We start from the raw sequence: 17,595 nt of genomic DNA, 5'->3' as shown, positions 1-17,595 counted from the left end.
CGGGATCTTACAGATCTACCGTAGGTCGCGGTTCTTGCGCGCCAGTTGCCTGATCTTTTCTCGATCAGGCAGCTCATTCACCGTAAGCGCATTGATCCGTTCATGCCGATGGGTATTTTGAGAGCGTGTCAGAATGACGATCCAGCATTGGTGCTATCATCATCACTGTCGACCTTGTTGTACAGATTTTCAGAATGAAGTGGTCGGGAGATATTTTTTGTCATGAGTAGATAGATCAGCGATGTTAAAACCAGACCAACCGCCCAGGAGATATCTGTACGCCCCAGTTGTAGCGCTAATGGACCTGTATAAAGATGGTTGGATACAAAAGGAATTTGGACAGCAATGCCTAGCGCATAACATATGAGAGCAGGAACATTGTAATACCCATAACAACCTCCATCTGACCGAAAAAAAGACGGTACATCGTAAGAACCGTGCTGCACCAGATAGTAATCAATAAGATTGATGGAGGTCCACGGGATCATGATAATCATGAGAAGATTTAGGAAATCTGTATATGTTTCCATAAAATCATGAGTCATGAGCATAGTCAGGATCAGTACAAAAAGCATCAGGCTCGCCGTAACAGCAATACGTGTCCGTACGCCAAAGTGACTTTTAGGGTAGAACATTTGTAGCAGCATGAGTGATGACAGGCTTCCGCAATAAATGCTCATGCCGTTGGCGACTGTAATACCAATGACAAGCATGGTCATGATCAGGGAGCCAGACCCACCAAGATACTGCATGAGCGTAGGTAGGACTTCATTGCCTCTTGGAGTGATGATGCCGAGTATGGCTCCAAGAAACATAGGCAGAAGTGTGCCGAGCGCTGATCCCCAGTAGGTGGCGTGGAAAGCATGTCGTGCCCCCTGTTTGCTGTTAGGCAGGTAACGTGAATAATCGGAAACGTAAGGCGCATAAGCCAGTTGCCAGAGAGCCGCAACCGACACAGCCCCCATAAAGCCAGACAATGAGGTATGGCCAAAACTGCCCAGAAGCACATAAGCTTGCGTGTTACCAAAAATGCAAACAAGAGCCCATATAATCGCGATGCCACAACTCCAGGATATGAGCTTGGTAATGGTGTGGATGGTTCTGTAACCCCAGAATGCAGGAAAAGCCGAGAGTATGGTAACGGCCAGCACTCCGCCTGTGTAACCTAGCCAGGGCAAGGCTAGTTGAAATCCTTCTCCTCCTACAACAAGATTCGAAGCCGAAAATCCGACATAGATGAACACAACAAGCAAGATCATGGGAACGGCACCCATTGAGCCGAACTGCCCGCATGTTTGCACCATTTGTGGCACGCCAAGACGTGGTCCCTGCGCTGCATGCAGAGCCATAAAAACGCCCCCGACCAGATTACCTAGGAGCAGGGCCACGCAGGCCGCTGTGAGAGGGAGCTGGAACATGATTGTCGCCAGTGCTCCCGTAATAACGGTAAGAATGGTCGTGTTAGTGCCAAACCACACAGAAAACAGGTCACGTGGATGCCCCATGCGTTCAGAATGAGGGATGGGGTAAATCGTGCGCTGTTCTATGGTTGCAGCACTGGCAGGGGCGTGTGCATTGGTCTGGTTTAAAGTCATGCTTGGGTCCTGAATGCCGTGTGCGTCTGAGAGTGTGCGCTTGCTTGCTGGAGTATGGTTACGAGAGCGCTATCATGTTTCTTTATCGAAATAAAAACAAGAGAATCAGACACGCTGGATACCTGAAGATTGAACGAATTTACGTACGCGCTCGTTGCGAGGATTGCCATAAATATCATTCACCGTGCCGCTTTCCAGAATGTAGCCATCACCACAAAAACAGACTGTATGGGCTGTGGACTGTACAAAAGCGGGATCATGGGTGACTACCAGCAAAGTCAGCCCCTGCGCGGAAAGGTCCTGTATAATGGCCTGCACGCCACTGACCAGTTCTGGATCAAGCGCACTGGTTGGCTCGTCAAACAAAATAACAGGTGGGTCCATGGCCAGTGCACGGGCGATCGCTACGCGTTGTTTTTGTCCGCCGGATAGTTGATCTGGATAATTGTTCTGTTTTTGGAGCATGTGAACACGGTCAAGTGCCGTACGTGCCAAAGTCATAGCCTCCAGCCGTGGAATTTTTTTAACGGTTATGAGGCCTTCCATAACATTTTCCAACACGGTCTGATGTGAGAACAGGTTGAATTGCTGAAAAACCATGGGCATGCGGGCTCGTGCATGGCGCAGTGTTTTTTCTGGAGCAATTTCAAAATGAGTGCGGTTCTGGCTGCAAAGCTTTTCCCCTAGAGCAGTAATGGTTCCGGCATCTGGGTATTCAAGAAAATTGATGCAGCGTAAGAGGGTTGATTTGCCTCCGCCACTGGGACCGATCAGAAAAACAGCGTCACCTTGGAAAACCTTCAGGTCAACACCGCGTAAAACAGTCGTTTCTCCATAGGATTTATAGACCTGCTCAAGATGAAGAACGGGAGAGGGTGCACGGCTCATAAGGTGTTATCCTCTTCTGCCAGTTCCGACATGATCGGTTTTACGCCCACTGTTTTTCTGCGTTCAGGGGTCAGGGTGCGTTCCAGCCAACCGACACAACGCGCACTGGCAAAACTCATGCAGAAGTAGATTACGGCAACCATCAGATATATGTTCATGCTGTCAAATGTATTGGATATGACAATGGTTGCATGACGCAGGAGTTCATTGACCGAAATAAAGGAAACCAAAGAGCAGTCTTTGAGTAGCGCAATAAAATATCCGCCCTGTGTGGGGAGGCAGGCGACAAAAGCCTGTGGCATAATAAGCCTGCGGTACTCTTGAAAAGGTGACATGCCCAAAGAGATTGCCGCCGCTCTTTGTCCAGGGTCAACGGCCATAATGGCCGCACGATAGACTTCCGAAAGATAAGCTGACAAATTTAAGGTCAGGCCCAGAACACCCGCCCAGAACCCAGAAAGAACAATACCAAATTCAGGCAGTGAGAAGTAAATGAGTAAAAGCTGTACAATAAGCGGAGTATCGCGCCATATTTCCACATAGACTTCCAAGGGCCAGCGTATAAAACGCCTTTCTGATAGGCGACCAATGGCTGCTAAAAAACCCAGAACCATACCTCCCAGCATGCTGATAAGAGAGAGTTCAAGAGTAACTTTGGCTCCCACTAACAAAAATGGGAAATATTCCTGTGCTTCAGACCAAAAAACAGACATCTATTCTACTCCGTCTGTTCGTTCTGGGTAAGGTGGTCTTCAAGCGCTTCCCAAACATGGTAGCGCTTTAAAATTGTGCGGATGGTGCCGTCCTGCTTCATGTTGTCCATGGCGTGGTTAATCTCGTCCAATAGGCGCGGGCAGTTGCCGCGCACTACAACACCTTCACTGCCGAGTTTATAGTGGGCTTTGGCCTGTGCTTCTTTCCACGCCGGTTTGGCGTCGTAAAAAAGTGGTGGTCCTAAGGTGCGAAGGTCTGCAAAATGTTCTTTTTGAGACTGCAATGTTGCCTGATCAACGACAATGGCGTCGATTTGGCCATTTTTGAGCGCGACAAAGGGGTCACCAAATGTATTAAACTCACTGACTTTCGCAGCCAGTCCTCTGTCAACCAGAGAATGCGCCGTAAGGGAATCGGTTGTGCCTAAAACGGACCCTAAGGTTGCATTTTTAAGATCCGCCACAGTGTGCAAGGGTGAGTTTCCGAGCACAATAATACGGTCATAAAGCAGAAAATAGGGGTGAGAGTAGGCAATATGCGCATAAAACATGCGCTCTTCAGTAATGGTCTGGTCAGAGAGCACAATATCCCATCGACCTACTTTCAGTCCGGGGATCAGAGAGGTCCATTCGGTAATAATAAATTGCCAGTGTGGAATCCCCAGACGTTTTGCCAGTTCCTGCAAAAGGTCGGCATCAATGCCGTGATAAGTGCCGTCTTTTTCCTGCCAAAGGGAAGGGTGCGCGCCCAACAAGGCATTGCCTGCCGTAAGAACACCCGCTTTATGAATGTCATCCAGGCAATCCGCTTGTGCGGGGGCGCACATCACGGAGGTGAACGCCATGCAACCCGCAAGAAGAAGGATACGGGGCAAAAAAAGATAATAGTTTTTCATGCCAATCCCTCCTCCTCGTATTGATTAGGAAATAGCTTTGTAAATCAAGGGAAAGTCTGGACCATCCAAAAGGTCTCCCTCTTTCAGGACAACATGCGAAAATGGAGGAGACCCTTTGCCGGCACGGTCTGCAAAGCGTGCGTTGTCTCCTACCCATCGGGCTGAAAAGACGCGTCGTCTTTGCGTGCTGTCAGTAGTAGCGGGTGCGCCATGAATCATGCGAAAGTCAAATGCGATGGCGTCGCCTGGCGCCATATCCCAACTCCGAATGGCATAGGCATCACGGTCTGTATCAATATCCGGCATTTCGGGCATTGTATCATTCTCATAAAGACGTGAACCATCAAAGCGACGAGGACGATGGGTGACACCCCATAGGTGTGAGCCTGCAACACATTCCAGACATTGTGCCTTGGAGACAGGGTCCAGAGGAATCCACAGGCTGAGTGTTTTGTCGCCTGTCACACAATAATACGGACTGTCCTGGTGCCAGGGTGTAACCAGGGTCGTGCCGGGTTCTTTGACAAGTTCATGGTCATGGAAAAAGCGGACTTCCTGCGATTCCATAAGCTGTGCAGCGATCTGGGCAGCCGAGGATTTTTCAACAAAGTCCCGGAACTGACGAATGCGTTGCCAGTTGCATAGATCCTGAAAAAAAGGAGCAGACCCTTCCGGGTGGTAGGAGCGCTCCAAAGGGCTAGGAGCAGCCATGGTAGCAGCCAGACCCGCGCGCAAAGGTTCTATCCAGTCAGTAAAGGCGCCACGTACAATGGTTACACCCTCGGCCTGAAAAGTACGAACCGTCATTTCGTCTAATATGGGTGGAGATATAGGAAGTGCCATAAGCATTTTTTCCTTACGTTCCGATATCAAAACCATACGTTGTATGTACACTGACGGTCAAGCAGAAACGTGCTGACGTGCGACGCGCTGGAGACTTTGCCGGGAATGCAGACTTTGCTGGTATATTAAGACTTTTTCATTGTCGTTTTGACAGTGTAATATTTTCCCGGTTTTCTGTCATTTTTGCGATGAGTAGTGATGAAATCAGTCATTGAATTGGAGAATGGCAGATTTTTGCTCTTTACAGCCATAACATGTCTATACATTAATGAGGCCTACCACGTTAGGCAGGAGGTTTCTTCACGATGTCAGACACTGTGGCTCTTTCGCTATTGGCTCGGCAGCCATTATGTCGACCAGAGGTCTCCGGGTTGCCGCGCTATAATTCTGGTCTTTCAGAAGAGGAAGTCCAGCGGCGCTATGGCCTTAAAAATATTGTCAAACTTGGTAGTAATGAAAATCCATATGGGCCTTCTGATCTGGTAAAATCCGGATGGGATGTGCTGATGGGTCGTTTGGGGCGTTATCCCGATGCCGGAGCCGCAACATTGCGCTCCGATATTGCTAAGACCTGTGGCATTGCGCATGATCGCGTTCTGGTTGGCAACGGGTCCGAGCAGATTATTCGGATGATTGCCGAGGCCTATCTTTCTCCCCGAGATCGGGTTGTTACTGTTAGGCCCGCTTTCGGTCTGCACGAGATTTGTCCACGCATGATGGGGGCTGTAGTTGATGCAGTACCTATTACTGCTGAAGCTACGTTTGATTATGCAGCAATGCTGGCGGCGGTGCATCAGCCCACCAAACTTCTCATGTTCGCCAATCCCTCCAATCCGGTCGGATGCATGATGACGGGTGAGGCTCTGCGCGCGCTGATAGAAGCATGCCCGCCTGACACGTTGATTGTGGTGGACGAAGCCTACCGGGAATATGCGGAACAAGACCCAGATTATCCTGATGCGCGCGCTATTTTGGAAAAACAGGCGCGGCCGTGGATTATTCTGCGCACTTTCTCAAAGGCGTATGGTCTGGCGGCTTTGCGTATTGGTTATGCTTTGACATCTTCGGCTGATGTTACGGCTACGTTGGATAGTGTGCGTGATCCATTCAATACCAACATGCCTGCGCAGGTGGCTGCATGTGCCGCACTGGCCGATACCGCATATATGCAGGACTGTGTAAGCAAAACCGTTGCAGAAAGAGAACGGGTGGTGCAGCTTCTTGTTACGCAAGGACTGTTTGTTGCTCCTACATGGACGAATTTTGTTTTTGTTCGTACTCCCATGCTGGCTGACAAGCTGTCCACGGCATTATTGGAGCGGGGCATTATCATAAAGCCCTGGAAGGAAGCAGGTTTTGAAAACTGGATTCGCATAAGCATCGGTTTGCCTGAGGAAAATAACATAATGCTGCGGGCTCTGGCTGATTTAGTTCTGTAATCCAACAGGTTGCTCGTTTTCTGATCAGGAAAGTTAGTTATGGCTGCGCTTGAACATGCTTTAAACGATTTGGCTGAAATGTTTGGGGACCGTATTTCCCGCAGCGAGGCCATGCGTGACCATCATGCGCATGGTGAGGGGTGGCAGCCAGCATGTTTGCCCGGTGCAGTCATTTTTGCGGAAAGCACGCAAGAGGTTTCTGCAGTCTTGCGGACGTGTAATCAGCATGGCGTGCCTGTGGTGGCGTTTGGCGGTGGCACCTCACTGGAAGGGCATGTTACGCCGAGCGAGCAGGGGATTAGCCTTGATCTTTCCCGCATGACACGGATTGTCGAGCTTAATGCAGAGGACTTGGATTGTCGGGTGGAGGCAGGTGTTACGCGGCACGCGTTGAACGCTTACCTGCGCGATACGGGGCTGTTCTTTTCGGTTGATCCAGGAGGCGAGTCAACGCTTGGCGGCATGTGCGCCACGCGTGCATCAGGTACGGCTGCTGTGCGGTATGGCACCATGCGGGAAAATGCACTCGGCCTTACGGTTGTTCTGGCAGATGGGCGTATTGTTCGTACAGGTGGACGTGTGCGCAAATCTGCAACGGGTTATGACCTGACACGCCTGTTTGTTGGTTCGGAAGGCACTCTTGGTATTATTACGGAAGTGCAGCTACGTCTGCACGGATTGCCAGAAGCCATAGCCACGGCGGTCTGCCAGTTTGACCGACTGGAAGATGCCGTTAATACAGCCGTGACCACTATGCAAATCGGTCTTCCGATCGGGCGGATGGAGTTGCTGGATGAAGTGCAGATGGATGCCTGTATCCAGTATTCTAAGTTGACTGGTTATGAAGTTTTGCCAACCATGTTTTTTGAATTCCATGGTGCTCCTGCTGCTGTGCGTGAGCAGGTGGAAACGATGGAGGCAATTGTTGCTGACAATAATGGCAAGGGGTTTATGTGGAGCAATAACCCAGAAGAACGGAACGAACTGTGGAAGGCGCGACATAATGTGTTTTGGGCTTGTCTTGCTTACCGTCCTCACCATCGTGGCATTGCAACAGATGCGGTTGTACCTGTTTCCGCGTTGACAGAACTAATTGCTGGTTGCAAGCACGATATTGAGGAATCCGGTCTTATTGCGCCGATTGTGGGCCATGTGGGGGATGGGAATTTCCATACGGTTATTCTTGTGCCTCCTGAAGACGATGGGCTGGAGCGTGCGCTTGAGCTGGATCGTAAAATAGTTGGTCGTGCGCTTTCTCTTGGCGGGGCGTGTAGCGGTGAACATGGTGTTGGCTTGGGCAAAAAGGAGTTTATGGAACGCGAGCATGGGCGTGATGCGCTGGATGTTATGCGGATGCTTAAAGCGAGCTTTGATCCCAACAATATTCTTAATCCCGGTAAAATGCTGCCGGACCCGGTTAACTGATGTGGCAGCGGCGTCTTTTTACACATGTAACCGCTATGCCGTGGCGCAATGGTCAGGGTGTAACGCGGATTATCGCAGAGGATAACACGCACACTTTGCCTGCGTGGCGGCTGAGTGTTGCCGATCTTTTGTACGATGCGCCATTTTCTGCTTTTGCTGGCTGGCAACGTTCCATCGCACTTCTTGGCAGGGGCGCACTTGTCCTGCGTGAAAAGACCGGAGCATGGTGCCATACGCTTGAAGCATTTTGCGAGCCGTATGTGTTTGCCGGGGAGGACGAGGTGTTGTCGTCATGTCCGAGTGGGGCTGTGCGGGCCCTGAATCTGATGCTTCGCCATTCAGGACATGCAGAGCAGAAAGAGGATTTTGTTCTGCATCAAAAAAGATTTTCTATCCGGAACACTGGTCAAACAAAAAATAATTATTTTTTGTTTCCTTCAACAGGACGCTGGATCATGTGCTCAGGAGGTGTGGAACACTCTGTTACGGCAGGAGCAGTTTGGTATTGCACATCTGAAACTGTGCAGAACACTGTTCTGGAACCGATGGAAGAAGAAAGCTCCTTATATTACATAAGAACATAAAATTCTGAGAGTTCTATGTTCAAGAAAAGGGATAAGATAAGAACATGACGCAAGATAACTTTATTCCCGTTATTGATCTTGCTCCAGCCCGTGAAGGCGATGATGTCTTGGTGGGAAAGCAGATTCATGATGCGTTTGTGTCATCTGGATTTTGTTATATAAAAAATCATGGAATTTCTGAGAACTGTATAACAGAGTTAAAAAAGCAGGCGTTGGATTTTTTCCATCTTCCGCTTTCTGAAAAAGACCGCTACCGGCCCAAGCAGGCAGTGCGTGGGTTTAATGCTCTCAACCGTACCATTATGTACGGTGCGGATCATCCGGATTGTAAGGAATTTTACCAGATTGGTCCTGAATTTCCTCCTGCATCTGGACAATCGCTACCACAAAACGAGTTGCAAGGTCCCAATATCTGGCCAGAAGGCCGTCCGGCTTTTCGGGAGGCATTTTTAGAGTATTATAAGGCAGTTGGTGCATGTGGTCAGGTACTTTTGAAAGCAGTTGCAAATTCCTTGAATTTGGACAGCAGTTTTTTCGAAAAAAAATATCATTATCCATTGCAGCGGACTCAGGCAATCTGGTACCCGCCTGCGGAAGCGTGCCCTGAATCCGAAAGTATAACCTATGGCGTTGCGCCCCATACTGATTATGGGTGCATTACATTATTGTGGCAGGATGATACCGGTGGTCTGGAGGTGCAGAACTTACAGAACGAATGGGTGTCTGCGGTGCCAATTCCTGGTACTTTAGTTATTAATATTGGTGATCTGTTGTGTCGCTGGTCCAATGATCGGTACCGGTCAAACATGCATCGTGTTTTAAACAAATCAGGAAAAGAGCGCTTTTCCATAGCTACATTTTACGATCCTGATTTTGGTGCGATTATTGACCCGCACGATCTGGGTTTGCCTGAAACACAAGCGTCTCATTATGCTCCTGTTACAGCGGGGGCATATATCATGGGGCGTATCAGTGACTCACAAAAGAAAAAAATATCATGAAAATTCTAGTCCCGGTTAAAAGGGTTGTAGATTACAATATAAAGCCTCGAGTGAAGACTGATGGCAGCGGTGTGGAAACCGAAGGCATCAAGATGTCCATGAATCCTTTTGATGAAATTGCAGTGGAAGAAGCTGTGCGTCTGAAGGAAAAAGGAGTTGCGACGGAGGTTGTGGCGGTATCCATTGGCGTGCAGCAGGCGCAGGATACCCTCCGGACTGCTATGGCAATGGGTGCGGACCGTTCTATTCTTGTGCTTTCTGAAGAAAACCTCGAACCACTGGGTATTGCCAAGCTGCTCAAGGTTCTTGTTGCGAGAGAAAAACCCGGCATGGTTATTCTTGGCAAACAGGCCATTGATGATGACATGAATGCAACCGGTCAGATGCTCGCTGGTTTGTTGGGTTGGGGGCAGGGCACGTTTGCGGGTAAGGTAGATATGGTTGCGGGTCAGGTCCATGTCAGCCGAGAAATTGATGGGGGCACGCAAGAGATTTCTCTCAGGCTTCCAGCCGTTATTACGGCGGATCTGCGCTTGAACGAGCCACGCTATGCCTCATTGCCTAATATTATGAAGGCGCGGAAAAAACCGCTTGAAACACTTGATGTCGGAAGCCTTGGGGTGGATGTTGCATCTCGCTTGAGCATTGTTTCTGTGACGGCTCCACCGTCGCGTTCTGCTGGTGTTAGGGTAGGCTCGGTAAGTGAACTGGTCGAACACCTCCGCTATGAACAAAAGGTGATCTGACAATGACTTCTCTGGTATTGCTAGACCATGAAGATGGTCAGATAAAAAAAGCGGCGCTTAGTGCCGTAACGGCTGCAACTCGGTTGGGTGATGTCCATGTGCTGGTAACAGGGGGACATGCCGTTGCTCAAGCCGCAGCCAGCATTGGGGGAATTTCCAAAGTTCTGCACGCGACAGACCCATGTTATGCTCATGAGTTGGCAGAGCCTCTGGCTGCCCTTATTGTCTCTCTTGCTGCTGGTTATGATTATATTTTGTCTTCTGCTGGCACACTCGGCAAAAATGTATTGCCGCGTGTTGCGGCACTGCTGGATGTGCAGCCTATACCGGATGTTATTTGTATTGTGAATGCCAATACGTTTGTTCGTCCCATTTATGCAGGGAATGCTCTGGCAACAGTGCAATCCCGTGACAAGAAAAAGGTTCTGACGGTTCGGAGTGCCGCGTTTGACGCCGCACCGTTTACAGGAGAGGCAGCTGTTATTGAGGTTGCTGCTTCTGTGCCGGAATCTGTGGTTTCCACATTTATTGCAATACATCTATCAGTTTCAGAACGTCCGGATCTGGAAACCGCTCGGGTTGTAGTTTCTGGTGGACGAGGTTTGCAAAGCGAAGAGAAATTTAAAATTCTTGAACCATTGGCCGACGCATTGGGGGCCGCCATTGGCGCATCGCGTGCTGCAGTGGATGCTGGGTTTGTGCCGAATGACTATCAGATTGGCCAAACAGGTAAAATTGTTGCGCCGGAACTGTATCTGGCCTTTGGCATTTCCGGTGCCATTCAGCATCTGGCTGGCATGAAGGATAGCCGCGTAATTGTGGCTGTTAATAAAGACCCAGATGCTCCCATTTTCCAGATTGCGGATTATGCGATTGAGGGAGACCTGTTCGATGTGGTGCCACAACTGACCAAGGCTTTGGTGTAATTTTGTAACATATGGAGTGTGGGCACGGCGGTGAAAACTGTTATTGCGCCTGAATCTGCTAAGCCGTTGGAAATTAAAATAGTTTAATTGGAAGATCTGTGTGTGTGGGGGGCTGGTTCAAATAAAGACAACCGGTTTGTAGTATACAGATAAATATATTTTGTCTTGCGCTGACCCTGAATGGCTGTTCCTGATTGTTTCAGGGAATGCTGGCTAATTGTTTAGTCCCGGGATTTGATGGCTTGGATTGATGATGAATTTTTCTGGTTCTGAAGTCCGGGTTTTGCAGATGTATTCGTGGAGTATAAGACCGTTCAGGGTCTTGAGCCTTCGCGCGAAGTTATAGGTCGCGATGAAGTCATTGGGGTGCGTCCTCAACTGCTCGTGATTGTCGTAATGGAAACATTGGGCGATTGCTTCCTTGATCGTACGCTTCATCCGCTCGACCTGCCCGTTGGTTCAGGGATGATTGGGCTTTGTCAGGCTATGCTTGATCCCGTTGGCTTCGCAGATCATGTCGAAACGCATGGAACCTGACCAAGTCGCGTCTTGGTTGCGGAGTTGCTCGGCGAACTGGATGCCGTTGTAGGTCAGCATGGTCCGTATCCGATAGGGAACGATGCGCAGAAGATATTCGGGAAATTTTCAGGCCGTTCGTCTGTTGGCTTTGTCCTCTGGTTGCGTCACTGCAAACTTGCTTGTGCGGTCTATGGTGACGAAAAGGTAAAGCTTTTTTTCGGCAGTCTGAACTTCGGCAATATCAATGTGAAGAACCCGATCGGATAGGGTTTGAAGCGCTGTCGCGTCAGTTTGTCCCCTTCAATGTCAGGTAGGCGTGAAATTTCCTGACGCTGAAGACAGCAATGCGGCGCTGAGCATGTCAGATGCGGGAACTGGCCTGCAAAGCATCAAGGTCATCATCCAGAGGCAGTAAAGTGTGCCAACGAAAAGCCATGATCATCGCTTCGTCCGTCTCGGACAGGACAGTTGAGCGCGGCTCTCTGGGACCAGTCTACAGATTCTCAACACTCTGGCGTCGCCGCCACTTTGCTACCGTTTTCGGGTTGATCCCGAACTCCTCACTCAGTGCCGTGAGCGAAGCCTGTGATCATTGTATTGCCGCTCGCATGGCGTGCGTGGTCGTAGCGCTCCTGTGACGTATCTGTCCCATAAGGCTTCCTTCCACTCATGTGAAAATATTACACCAGCAAATCCTGAGACTAAACACTTAGAGGTATCATTGAATGGTTGCAAAATGAGGCCAGCAAGAGGGGTTGGCTACTCCCATCGACTAAATGAAAAACAACCTGGTTGAGTTAAGACTCAACCAGGTTGTTTTTATGAGCGCAGCTAACTGCCATTTATTCGGTAAATGACGTTAGTATGACTCAAGGTTTTTGGCCGGTAATGGACTTTCATAACAGCCACTAAGACACCTACGTTTTCTGCCGGAGTAAAAATCCGGCACTTTCTCAAACGTTTCTCAATAGAGAGAAGCTTGATTTTTCTACCAAATCATTGATTTATATATATTATATGGATGATGGCTGAGTAATTTTACCAGATTATGCAAATTAATTTTTGCGTCTCCAAGAGTTGCTCAGGTTAACGGATAGTCTTTTGGTCATAATAACAACGCAAGGGTTTATCCGTTGGGGGCACGGTGTTGCTGCCGGTGCGCGGTTGATAACGGGTCTGGGGATGGAGTTGTGTTTTTTACGCAGCCTGTTGCGCCTCAAGAGGGCAGCGTCCGGCCAGACCAGCCTGTTCCAGCTTGCGTGCCAGACTGAACAGGGCCGCCTCGCGCCCGGGAGCCGCTACCAGTTGCAGGCCCAGAGGCAGGGTACCGGTGTTCCTGAGCGGCAGGCAGAGTACGGGCAGGCCGGGCAGGCTGATAGGCTGTGTGTACAGGCCCAGATTGGCACGGGCGGAGGCCGGTTTGCCGTCAACCATGATGGTGGGGTCATCCAGTCGGGGGGCTTCGCACATAACGGCAGGAGCAATCAGCACATCCACCTCTTCAAACATGGCATGCACCTGCCGGCGGAACCAGCGGCGGAAGCGTTGTGCCTGCACATAGGTGCTGGAAGGCAGCATGGCGCCAGCCAGAAGCCGGTCGCGGGTTGCGGGGTCGTATTCCTCCGCCGCTGCGCGCAGGCGGGGCAGGTGAAGCGTGCCACCTTCTGCCGCTGTAATCAGGAAGGATGCAGCCCGGGCAGTTGGTATCTGTGGCAGTTCCACACTGCCTGACAGACCAAGATGCTGGCAGACCCGGCCTATGGCCGCAGCAAGGGCGGGACTGAGGTTCTGCGCAAACCAGCCGCCAAGGCATGCGGCGCGCAGGGTCTGGGGTTCGGGTTCGGCTGGTGTGTCCGCCATGATGTAAAAGGCGGCCATAAGGTCATCCAGCGTTCCGGCAAAATGCCCCACTACGTCCAGACTGGCGGAAAAAGGATAGGCCCCCTCCCGCGGGAGGCGGCCGAATGTGGGTTTTAACCCCCATACCCCGCATAATGATGCCGGTACACGGATGGACCCGTTGGTGTCTGTCCCCAGTGTGAGCGGTAAAAAACCGGCAGCAACAGCGGCCGCCGACCCGCCGGAGGACCCACCGGCCATACGGCTTGTATCGTGCGGGTTGCGGGTTATGCCGTAATGGGCGTTGTCGGTTGCAAAACCGTAGGCAAATTCATCCATGTTGAGTGTGGCAACGGCAATGGCTCCGGCTGCGCGCAGGCGGGCCACAATGGTGGCATCCTGCGTGGCGGGGGGAGTATTGCGCAGCACAATGGAACCTGCGGTGGTGACATGGCCCTGAATGTCAAACAGGTCCTTGACCCCAAAAGGCACACCGGCCAGCGGGGGCAGGGGTTTTTTGCGGGCCAGCAGGGCATCCACTGCCTGAGCCTGCTCCATGGCCTGCTGTGCAAACAGGTGGGTTACGCTGTGAATGGCGGCATCATGCTGGTTGATGGTAGCCAGCACCGACTGCATGACGGAGGCCGCACTGCGTTTGCCTGTGCGGATGTCCTGCGCAATACCCAGTGCGCTTGCAAAGCGGGTCATGGTGTGTAGTCTCCCGCTGGTTCGCATGTGTCGGGGAGTGGAAAATCCCTTACAAGGGCTGCATAGTTCTGCAATAGGCGGGTGTTGACAATCACGCCAGCAATACAGGCCGGGGGGAGGTCAAGATCCATGGCCTGCGCACGGGCAGCGACAAGAACCTCATCAGAGAAGGGAGGCGTGGTCATGGCATGCTCCTTTCCTTACAGTGTGGGGCGTTCGGTTTCTGGCTGTTCGGCCATGATGGATACATGGGCCGCCAGAATTTTCCAGCCATCGGGCGTGTTGATCCATGTCTGCATCTGCCGACCCGTGCGGGTGGAGCCGATGCGGCGGAATTCCAGACTGACAACCCCCGCCTGAGTGCCAATGGGGGTTATGGCGCGGCGCAACATGGTGCGCGGGGGCGAGCCACCTGTGCGGTTGCGGCGGAAGGCGGCAATTTCTTCCGCGCCGTAAAGGTTTTCCCCCACACCGTAGCGCACGGTCTGTGGCCCCTGCCAGAACAGGGCGTCCAGCGCGGCCACATCGTTTTCGGCCAGTGCGCGTTCGTACTGGTCCGAGCAGTGCGTGAGTGCGAGGATGGTCTGGGCGTCATCCAATGTCATGCGCGTGCCGTCCTTTTGCGGGTGGCCTTGGGGTTATGGCCATTCGGCCAGTGCGGCGTCCACGGCCGCACCACGGGGCAGGGTGTGGCCCTGTGCAGCAAGGCAGGCTTCCAGCGCGCCAAGAGTTAACAGCACCTTATGTTTGACGGCATTGTACCCCATGGTGCCAATGCGCCAGATACGGCCTGCCAGTGGGCCAAAGGCCGTGCCAATTTCTATGCCAAAATCATCGCGCATGCGGGTGCGTATGGCCTCGCCATCCACACCATCGGGGATCCACACACCGGTTACGTTGGTCATGCGGTGGGCATCATCCCCAAAAATGCGCAGGTTCATGGCGCGCAGCCCCGCAATCAGGCATGCACTGGCCTGTGCGTGGCGGGCAAAGCGGGCATCCAGACCTTCTTCGAGCACAATGCGGGCGGCTTCTCGCGCGCCGTAGAGCATGGTCGTGGCCTCGGTATGGTGGTTGAGGCGTTTTTCCGACCAGTAATCCATGACCATGGCCAGATCGAAGTAGTTGGACAAAATGCGTGCCCGGTTGCCATTGGCCGTGCCTTCGGCCCGGATTCCTGCTTCCACATGGCGGCGGGCCATAATGTGTTCCGCCGCCCGGTCCGACACGGTTATGGGGGCGGAGCCGGGGGGCCCGCCCATGCATTTCTGCAACCCGCCGGAGACTACATCAATCCCCCACACATCCGTGTTAATGGCCATGCCGCCCAGCGTTGCGGTAACATCCGTGTAAGAAAGCACGTTGTATTTGCGGCAGAGTTCTCCAACCCCTTCCAGGGGCTGGGCCATGGTGGTGGAGGTATCACCATGAATGCAGGCGAACACTTCCGGTTTGTGGGTTTTCAGTGCGTCTTCAATCTGTTCCAGCGTGGCTACCTGCCCCCATGGCAGGTCGAGTGCGCAGATTTCCGCCCCGATGCGCTCTGCAATTTCGGAAAGCAGCAGGCCAAAACGCCCGGCCCGCACCAGCAGGATTTTATCGCCCGGTTCCACAAGGGAGACCAGAGCCGCCTCAATCCCTGCGCGGGCCGTGCCGTCCACCAGAAAGGTCCACTGGTTCCGTGTCATGAAAATCTGACGGTACAGAGCCATGGTTTCGTTCATGTACTCTGTCATTTCCGGGTCAAACTGGCCCAGCATGTCAGCCGACATGGCGCGCAGCACACGCGGATGCGCGTTAATGGGGCCGGGGCCCATCAACATCCGCTGGGGTGGGTCAATCTGCCGGAAAAACGTGGAACTCATGCAGAAAACTCCGTTGGTTTGTGTGCGGTTGTGGTGGCAAATGCGCGTATGAAATCCAGCATGACCAGAAAAGCCGTATGGGCATCATCATGCCGCACGGCTTCTGCGGGGTTGTGGCTGATTCCCTGATGGCAGCGCAGGAACAGCATGCACACCGGGGTCAGGGCCGCCATGACCATGGCATCATGCCCCGCACCGCTGACCAGATGGTGCGCCGCCTGCCCGGTTATGCGGGTGACGGATGCCGCAAGGCAGGCCGTTAGTGCGGGGTTGCAGGGGGTGGCGGGCAGGTCGTTCTGGAGTTCAATGCTCAGGTCCACGCCGCGTTCGTCTGCAATGTTCTGCAAGGCTTCGCAAATCCGGGTGGTGGCCTGGTCGCGCACCTGCGCTGTGCCTGCGCGGATATCCAGACTGAAGGTGGTCTGGCCGGGCACAACGTTGCTGGCACCGGGGCCGACATGCAACTGGCCAACGGTTGCCACCAGATCGGGCGGGCCATTTGCACCAATGCGTTCGATGGCCACCATGGCCTGTGCGGCTGCGGCCAGCGCATCCTTCCGCAAGGACATGGGCATGGTGCCGGCGTGGCCCGCCACACCCTGTATGCTCACCTTGAAGCGGTATTGCGCGGCAATGGCCGTGACCACGCCAACACCCAGCCCGGCGGTTTCCAGCACGGGACCCTGCTCTATATGGGCTTCCAGATAAGCGACAACCTGTTCGGGTCTGTAGGCTGCTTCAAGGTAGCGGGCGGGGTCCAGACCATTCTGGCGCAGAACATCATGCAAGGTGGTGCCGCTGGCATCCACCGTGTCAAGGGGGAGGGCGTCAAGCGTGCCTGCCACCGCGCGTGACGTAAGCATGGAGGTAGGGAAGCGCGAGCCTTCCTCATCCCCAAACCCGATGACCTCGATGGCAAAAGGCAGGCGTTCACCCTGAGCGGCCAGATGGGCCACGACCTCTATGCCCAGCATGACACCCAGCGTGCCGTCATAACGGCCCGCATTACGCACGCTGTCCAGATGTGAGCCGATAAGGAGTGCTGGGGCACCGGGGGCCTGCCCTTCGTAACGGCCGATCAGGTTGCCTGCCGCATCCGTGCGGGTGGTCATGCCTGCCTCGTGCATCCACAGGGTAACCTGTTTGCAGGTGGCGGCATGGGCAGGGGACAGGTAAGCCCGAAAAAGACCGTCCTGCGTGTCGGAAAAAGGGTGTGCGCCAAGGTGGTCACACCGGTTGACCGGACGGGAGTCCTTTTTGCTGGCCTCTGCCGGGCCTTGGGGGAAGGGCGGGGTCTGGGTGATTGGTTCTGTCCTTGGTATGCAAATGCCTGATCGGGTTTTGCCAGAGCTGCTGGCGTGGTCTGGTAATCATAGACGGATTTGGTCCGTTCTCCCAAAAGCAAAAAAGGCAATTTCGCGTTGCAAAATTGAGCGCGGCCCCCGTGCTGAAAAAAGCAATGAGAAAGTGCTTTTTTTTATTTTGTGAGAAAGGGAACTCGCAATTATATATCGGAATCGTATCGTTCATGGGCAGCGTTTCGGAACATCCCCCGCCTGAGGTAACCGGCTGGGGAACACGCCGCGATAATGCCTGACCCGCCGCTTT

17 protein-coding genes and 1 pseudogene are annotated in these 17,595 nt (G+C 52.6%); 7 read left to right on the top strand and 11 right to left on the bottom strand.

Features of this window, described 5'->3' with window-relative positions; all coding sequences use genetic code 11:
• Window positions 1-128: 128 nt before the first annotated feature.
• From HNR55_RS04375 to HNR55_RS04355, 5 genes are all read right to left on the bottom strand, one after another.
• Window positions 129-1,595, bottom strand: coding sequence for a purine-cytosine permease family protein (locus HNR55_RS04375; protein ID WP_166111861.1), 1,467 nt, complete (start codon window positions 1,593-1,595; stop codon window positions 129-131).
• 105 nt (window positions 1,596-1,700) lie between these two features.
• Complete coding sequence (locus HNR55_RS04370; RefSeq protein WP_166111858.1) at window positions 1,701-2,483, bottom strand: amino acid ABC transporter ATP-binding protein; 783 nt, start codon at window positions 2,481-2,483, stop codon at window positions 1,701-1,703.
• Window positions 2,480-3,196, bottom strand: coding sequence for an amino acid ABC transporter permease (locus HNR55_RS04365; protein WP_166111855.1), 717 nt, complete (start codon window positions 3,194-3,196; stop codon window positions 2,480-2,482). The genes HNR55_RS04370 and HNR55_RS04365 overlap by 4 nt, the downstream gene beginning before the upstream one ends.
• 5 nt (window positions 3,197-3,201) lie before the next feature.
• Window positions 3,202-4,092: a substrate-binding periplasmic protein gene (locus tag HNR55_RS04360; RefSeq protein WP_198911909.1), complete on the bottom strand. Its 891-nt coding sequence runs from the start codon at window positions 4,090-4,092 to the stop codon at window positions 3,202-3,204.
• A gap of 24 nt (window positions 4,093-4,116) precedes the next feature.
• Entirely contained in the window at window positions 4,117-4,935 is an 819-nt protein-coding gene (locus tag HNR55_RS04355) for a phytanoyl-CoA dioxygenase family protein (RefSeq protein ID WP_166111852.1), read from the bottom strand.
• A 305-nt stretch (window positions 4,936-5,240) separates the two neighbouring features.
• Between HNR55_RS04355 and hisC the strand changes: the two genes are divergently transcribed.
• The 6 genes from hisC to HNR55_RS04325 are packed head-to-tail and all read left to right on the top strand — an operon-like array spanning window position 5,241 to window position 11,056.
• Window positions 5,241-6,374, top strand: coding sequence for a histidinol-phosphate transaminase (hisC, locus tag HNR55_RS04350; RefSeq protein WP_166111849.1), 1,134 nt, complete (start codon window positions 5,241-5,243; stop codon window positions 6,372-6,374).
• A gap of 39 nt (window positions 6,375-6,413) precedes the next feature.
• A complete protein-coding gene (locus HNR55_RS04345) occupies window positions 6,414-7,799 on the top strand; it encodes an FAD-binding oxidoreductase (protein ID WP_166111846.1) in 1,386 nt (461 codons plus the stop codon).
• Window positions 7,799-8,383, top strand: a complete 585-nt coding sequence (locus HNR55_RS04340; RefSeq protein ID WP_166111843.1) for a HutD/Ves family protein — start codon at window positions 7,799-7,801, stop codon at window positions 8,381-8,383. The genes HNR55_RS04345 and HNR55_RS04340 overlap by 1 nt, the downstream gene beginning before the upstream one ends.
• 44 nt (window positions 8,384-8,427) lie before the next feature.
• Complete coding sequence (locus tag HNR55_RS04335) at window positions 8,428-9,384, top strand: isopenicillin N synthase family dioxygenase (protein WP_166111840.1); 957 nt, start codon at window positions 8,428-8,430, stop codon at window positions 9,382-9,384.
• Window positions 9,381-10,130, top strand: coding sequence for an electron transfer flavoprotein subunit beta/FixA family protein (locus tag HNR55_RS04330; RefSeq protein ID WP_166111837.1), 750 nt, complete (start codon window positions 9,381-9,383; stop codon window positions 10,128-10,130). The genes HNR55_RS04335 and HNR55_RS04330 overlap by 4 nt, the downstream gene beginning before the upstream one ends.
• Window positions 10,131-10,132: 2 nt before the next feature.
• Entirely contained in the window at window positions 10,133-11,056 is a 924-nt protein-coding gene (locus tag HNR55_RS04325; RefSeq protein WP_166111833.1) for an electron transfer flavoprotein subunit alpha/FixB family protein, read from the top strand.
• Between the two features lie 213 nt (window positions 11,057-11,269).
• Here the strand turns inward: HNR55_RS04325 and HNR55_RS04320 are convergent.
• The 6 genes and pseudogenes from HNR55_RS04320 to HNR55_RS04295 form a co-directional block, all read right to left on the bottom strand.
• A pseudogene (locus HNR55_RS04320) lies at window positions 11,270-12,227 on the bottom strand (DDE-type integrase/transposase/recombinase).
• 545 nt (window positions 12,228-12,772) lie between these two features.
• Window positions 12,773-14,122: an AtzE family amidohydrolase gene (locus HNR55_RS04315; protein ID WP_166111830.1), complete on the bottom strand. Its 1,350-nt coding sequence runs from the start codon at window positions 14,120-14,122 to the stop codon at window positions 12,773-12,775.
• A complete protein-coding gene (locus HNR55_RS04310; protein WP_166111827.1) occupies window positions 14,119-14,307 on the bottom strand; it encodes a DUF4089 domain-containing protein in 189 nt (62 codons plus the stop codon). The genes HNR55_RS04315 and HNR55_RS04310 overlap by 4 nt, the downstream gene beginning before the upstream one ends.
• Window positions 14,308-14,322: 15 nt before the next feature.
• The gene (gene hpxZ / locus HNR55_RS04305; protein ID WP_166111824.1) at window positions 14,323-14,727 is read right to left on the bottom strand and encodes an oxalurate catabolism protein HpxZ; all 405 of its coding nucleotides are present in this window, start codon (window positions 14,725-14,727) and stop codon (window positions 14,323-14,325) included.
• Between the two features lie 33 nt (window positions 14,728-14,760).
• Window positions 14,761-15,987 carry a pyridoxal-phosphate-dependent aminotransferase family protein gene (locus HNR55_RS04300; protein ID WP_166111821.1) on the bottom strand — a complete coding sequence of 409 codons (1,227 nt, stop codon included), beginning with the start codon at window positions 15,985-15,987 and terminating at the stop codon, window positions 14,761-14,763.
• Entirely contained in the window at window positions 15,984-17,291 is a 1,308-nt protein-coding gene (locus HNR55_RS04295; RefSeq protein ID WP_253545160.1) for an allantoate amidohydrolase, read from the bottom strand. Before HNR55_RS04295 ends, HNR55_RS04300 begins: the two co-directional genes overlap by 4 nt.
• Here HNR55_RS04295 and HNR55_RS04290 point away from each other — a divergent pair.
• Complete coding sequence (locus HNR55_RS04290) at window positions 17,287-17,475, top strand: hypothetical protein (RefSeq protein WP_166111819.1); 189 nt, start codon at window positions 17,287-17,289, stop codon at window positions 17,473-17,475. The two genes, HNR55_RS04295 and HNR55_RS04290, sit on opposite strands and share 5 nt — an antisense overlap.
• Window positions 17,476-17,595: the final 120 nt, after the last annotated feature.

The organism is Acetobacter lovaniensis (assembly GCF_014207635.1).
GTDB lineage: Bacteria > Pseudomonadota > Alphaproteobacteria > Acetobacterales > Acetobacteraceae > Acetobacter > Acetobacter lovaniensis.
Note: the sequence above shows the minus strand (reverse complement) of the source record. Positions and strands in the feature narration are given on the sequence as shown.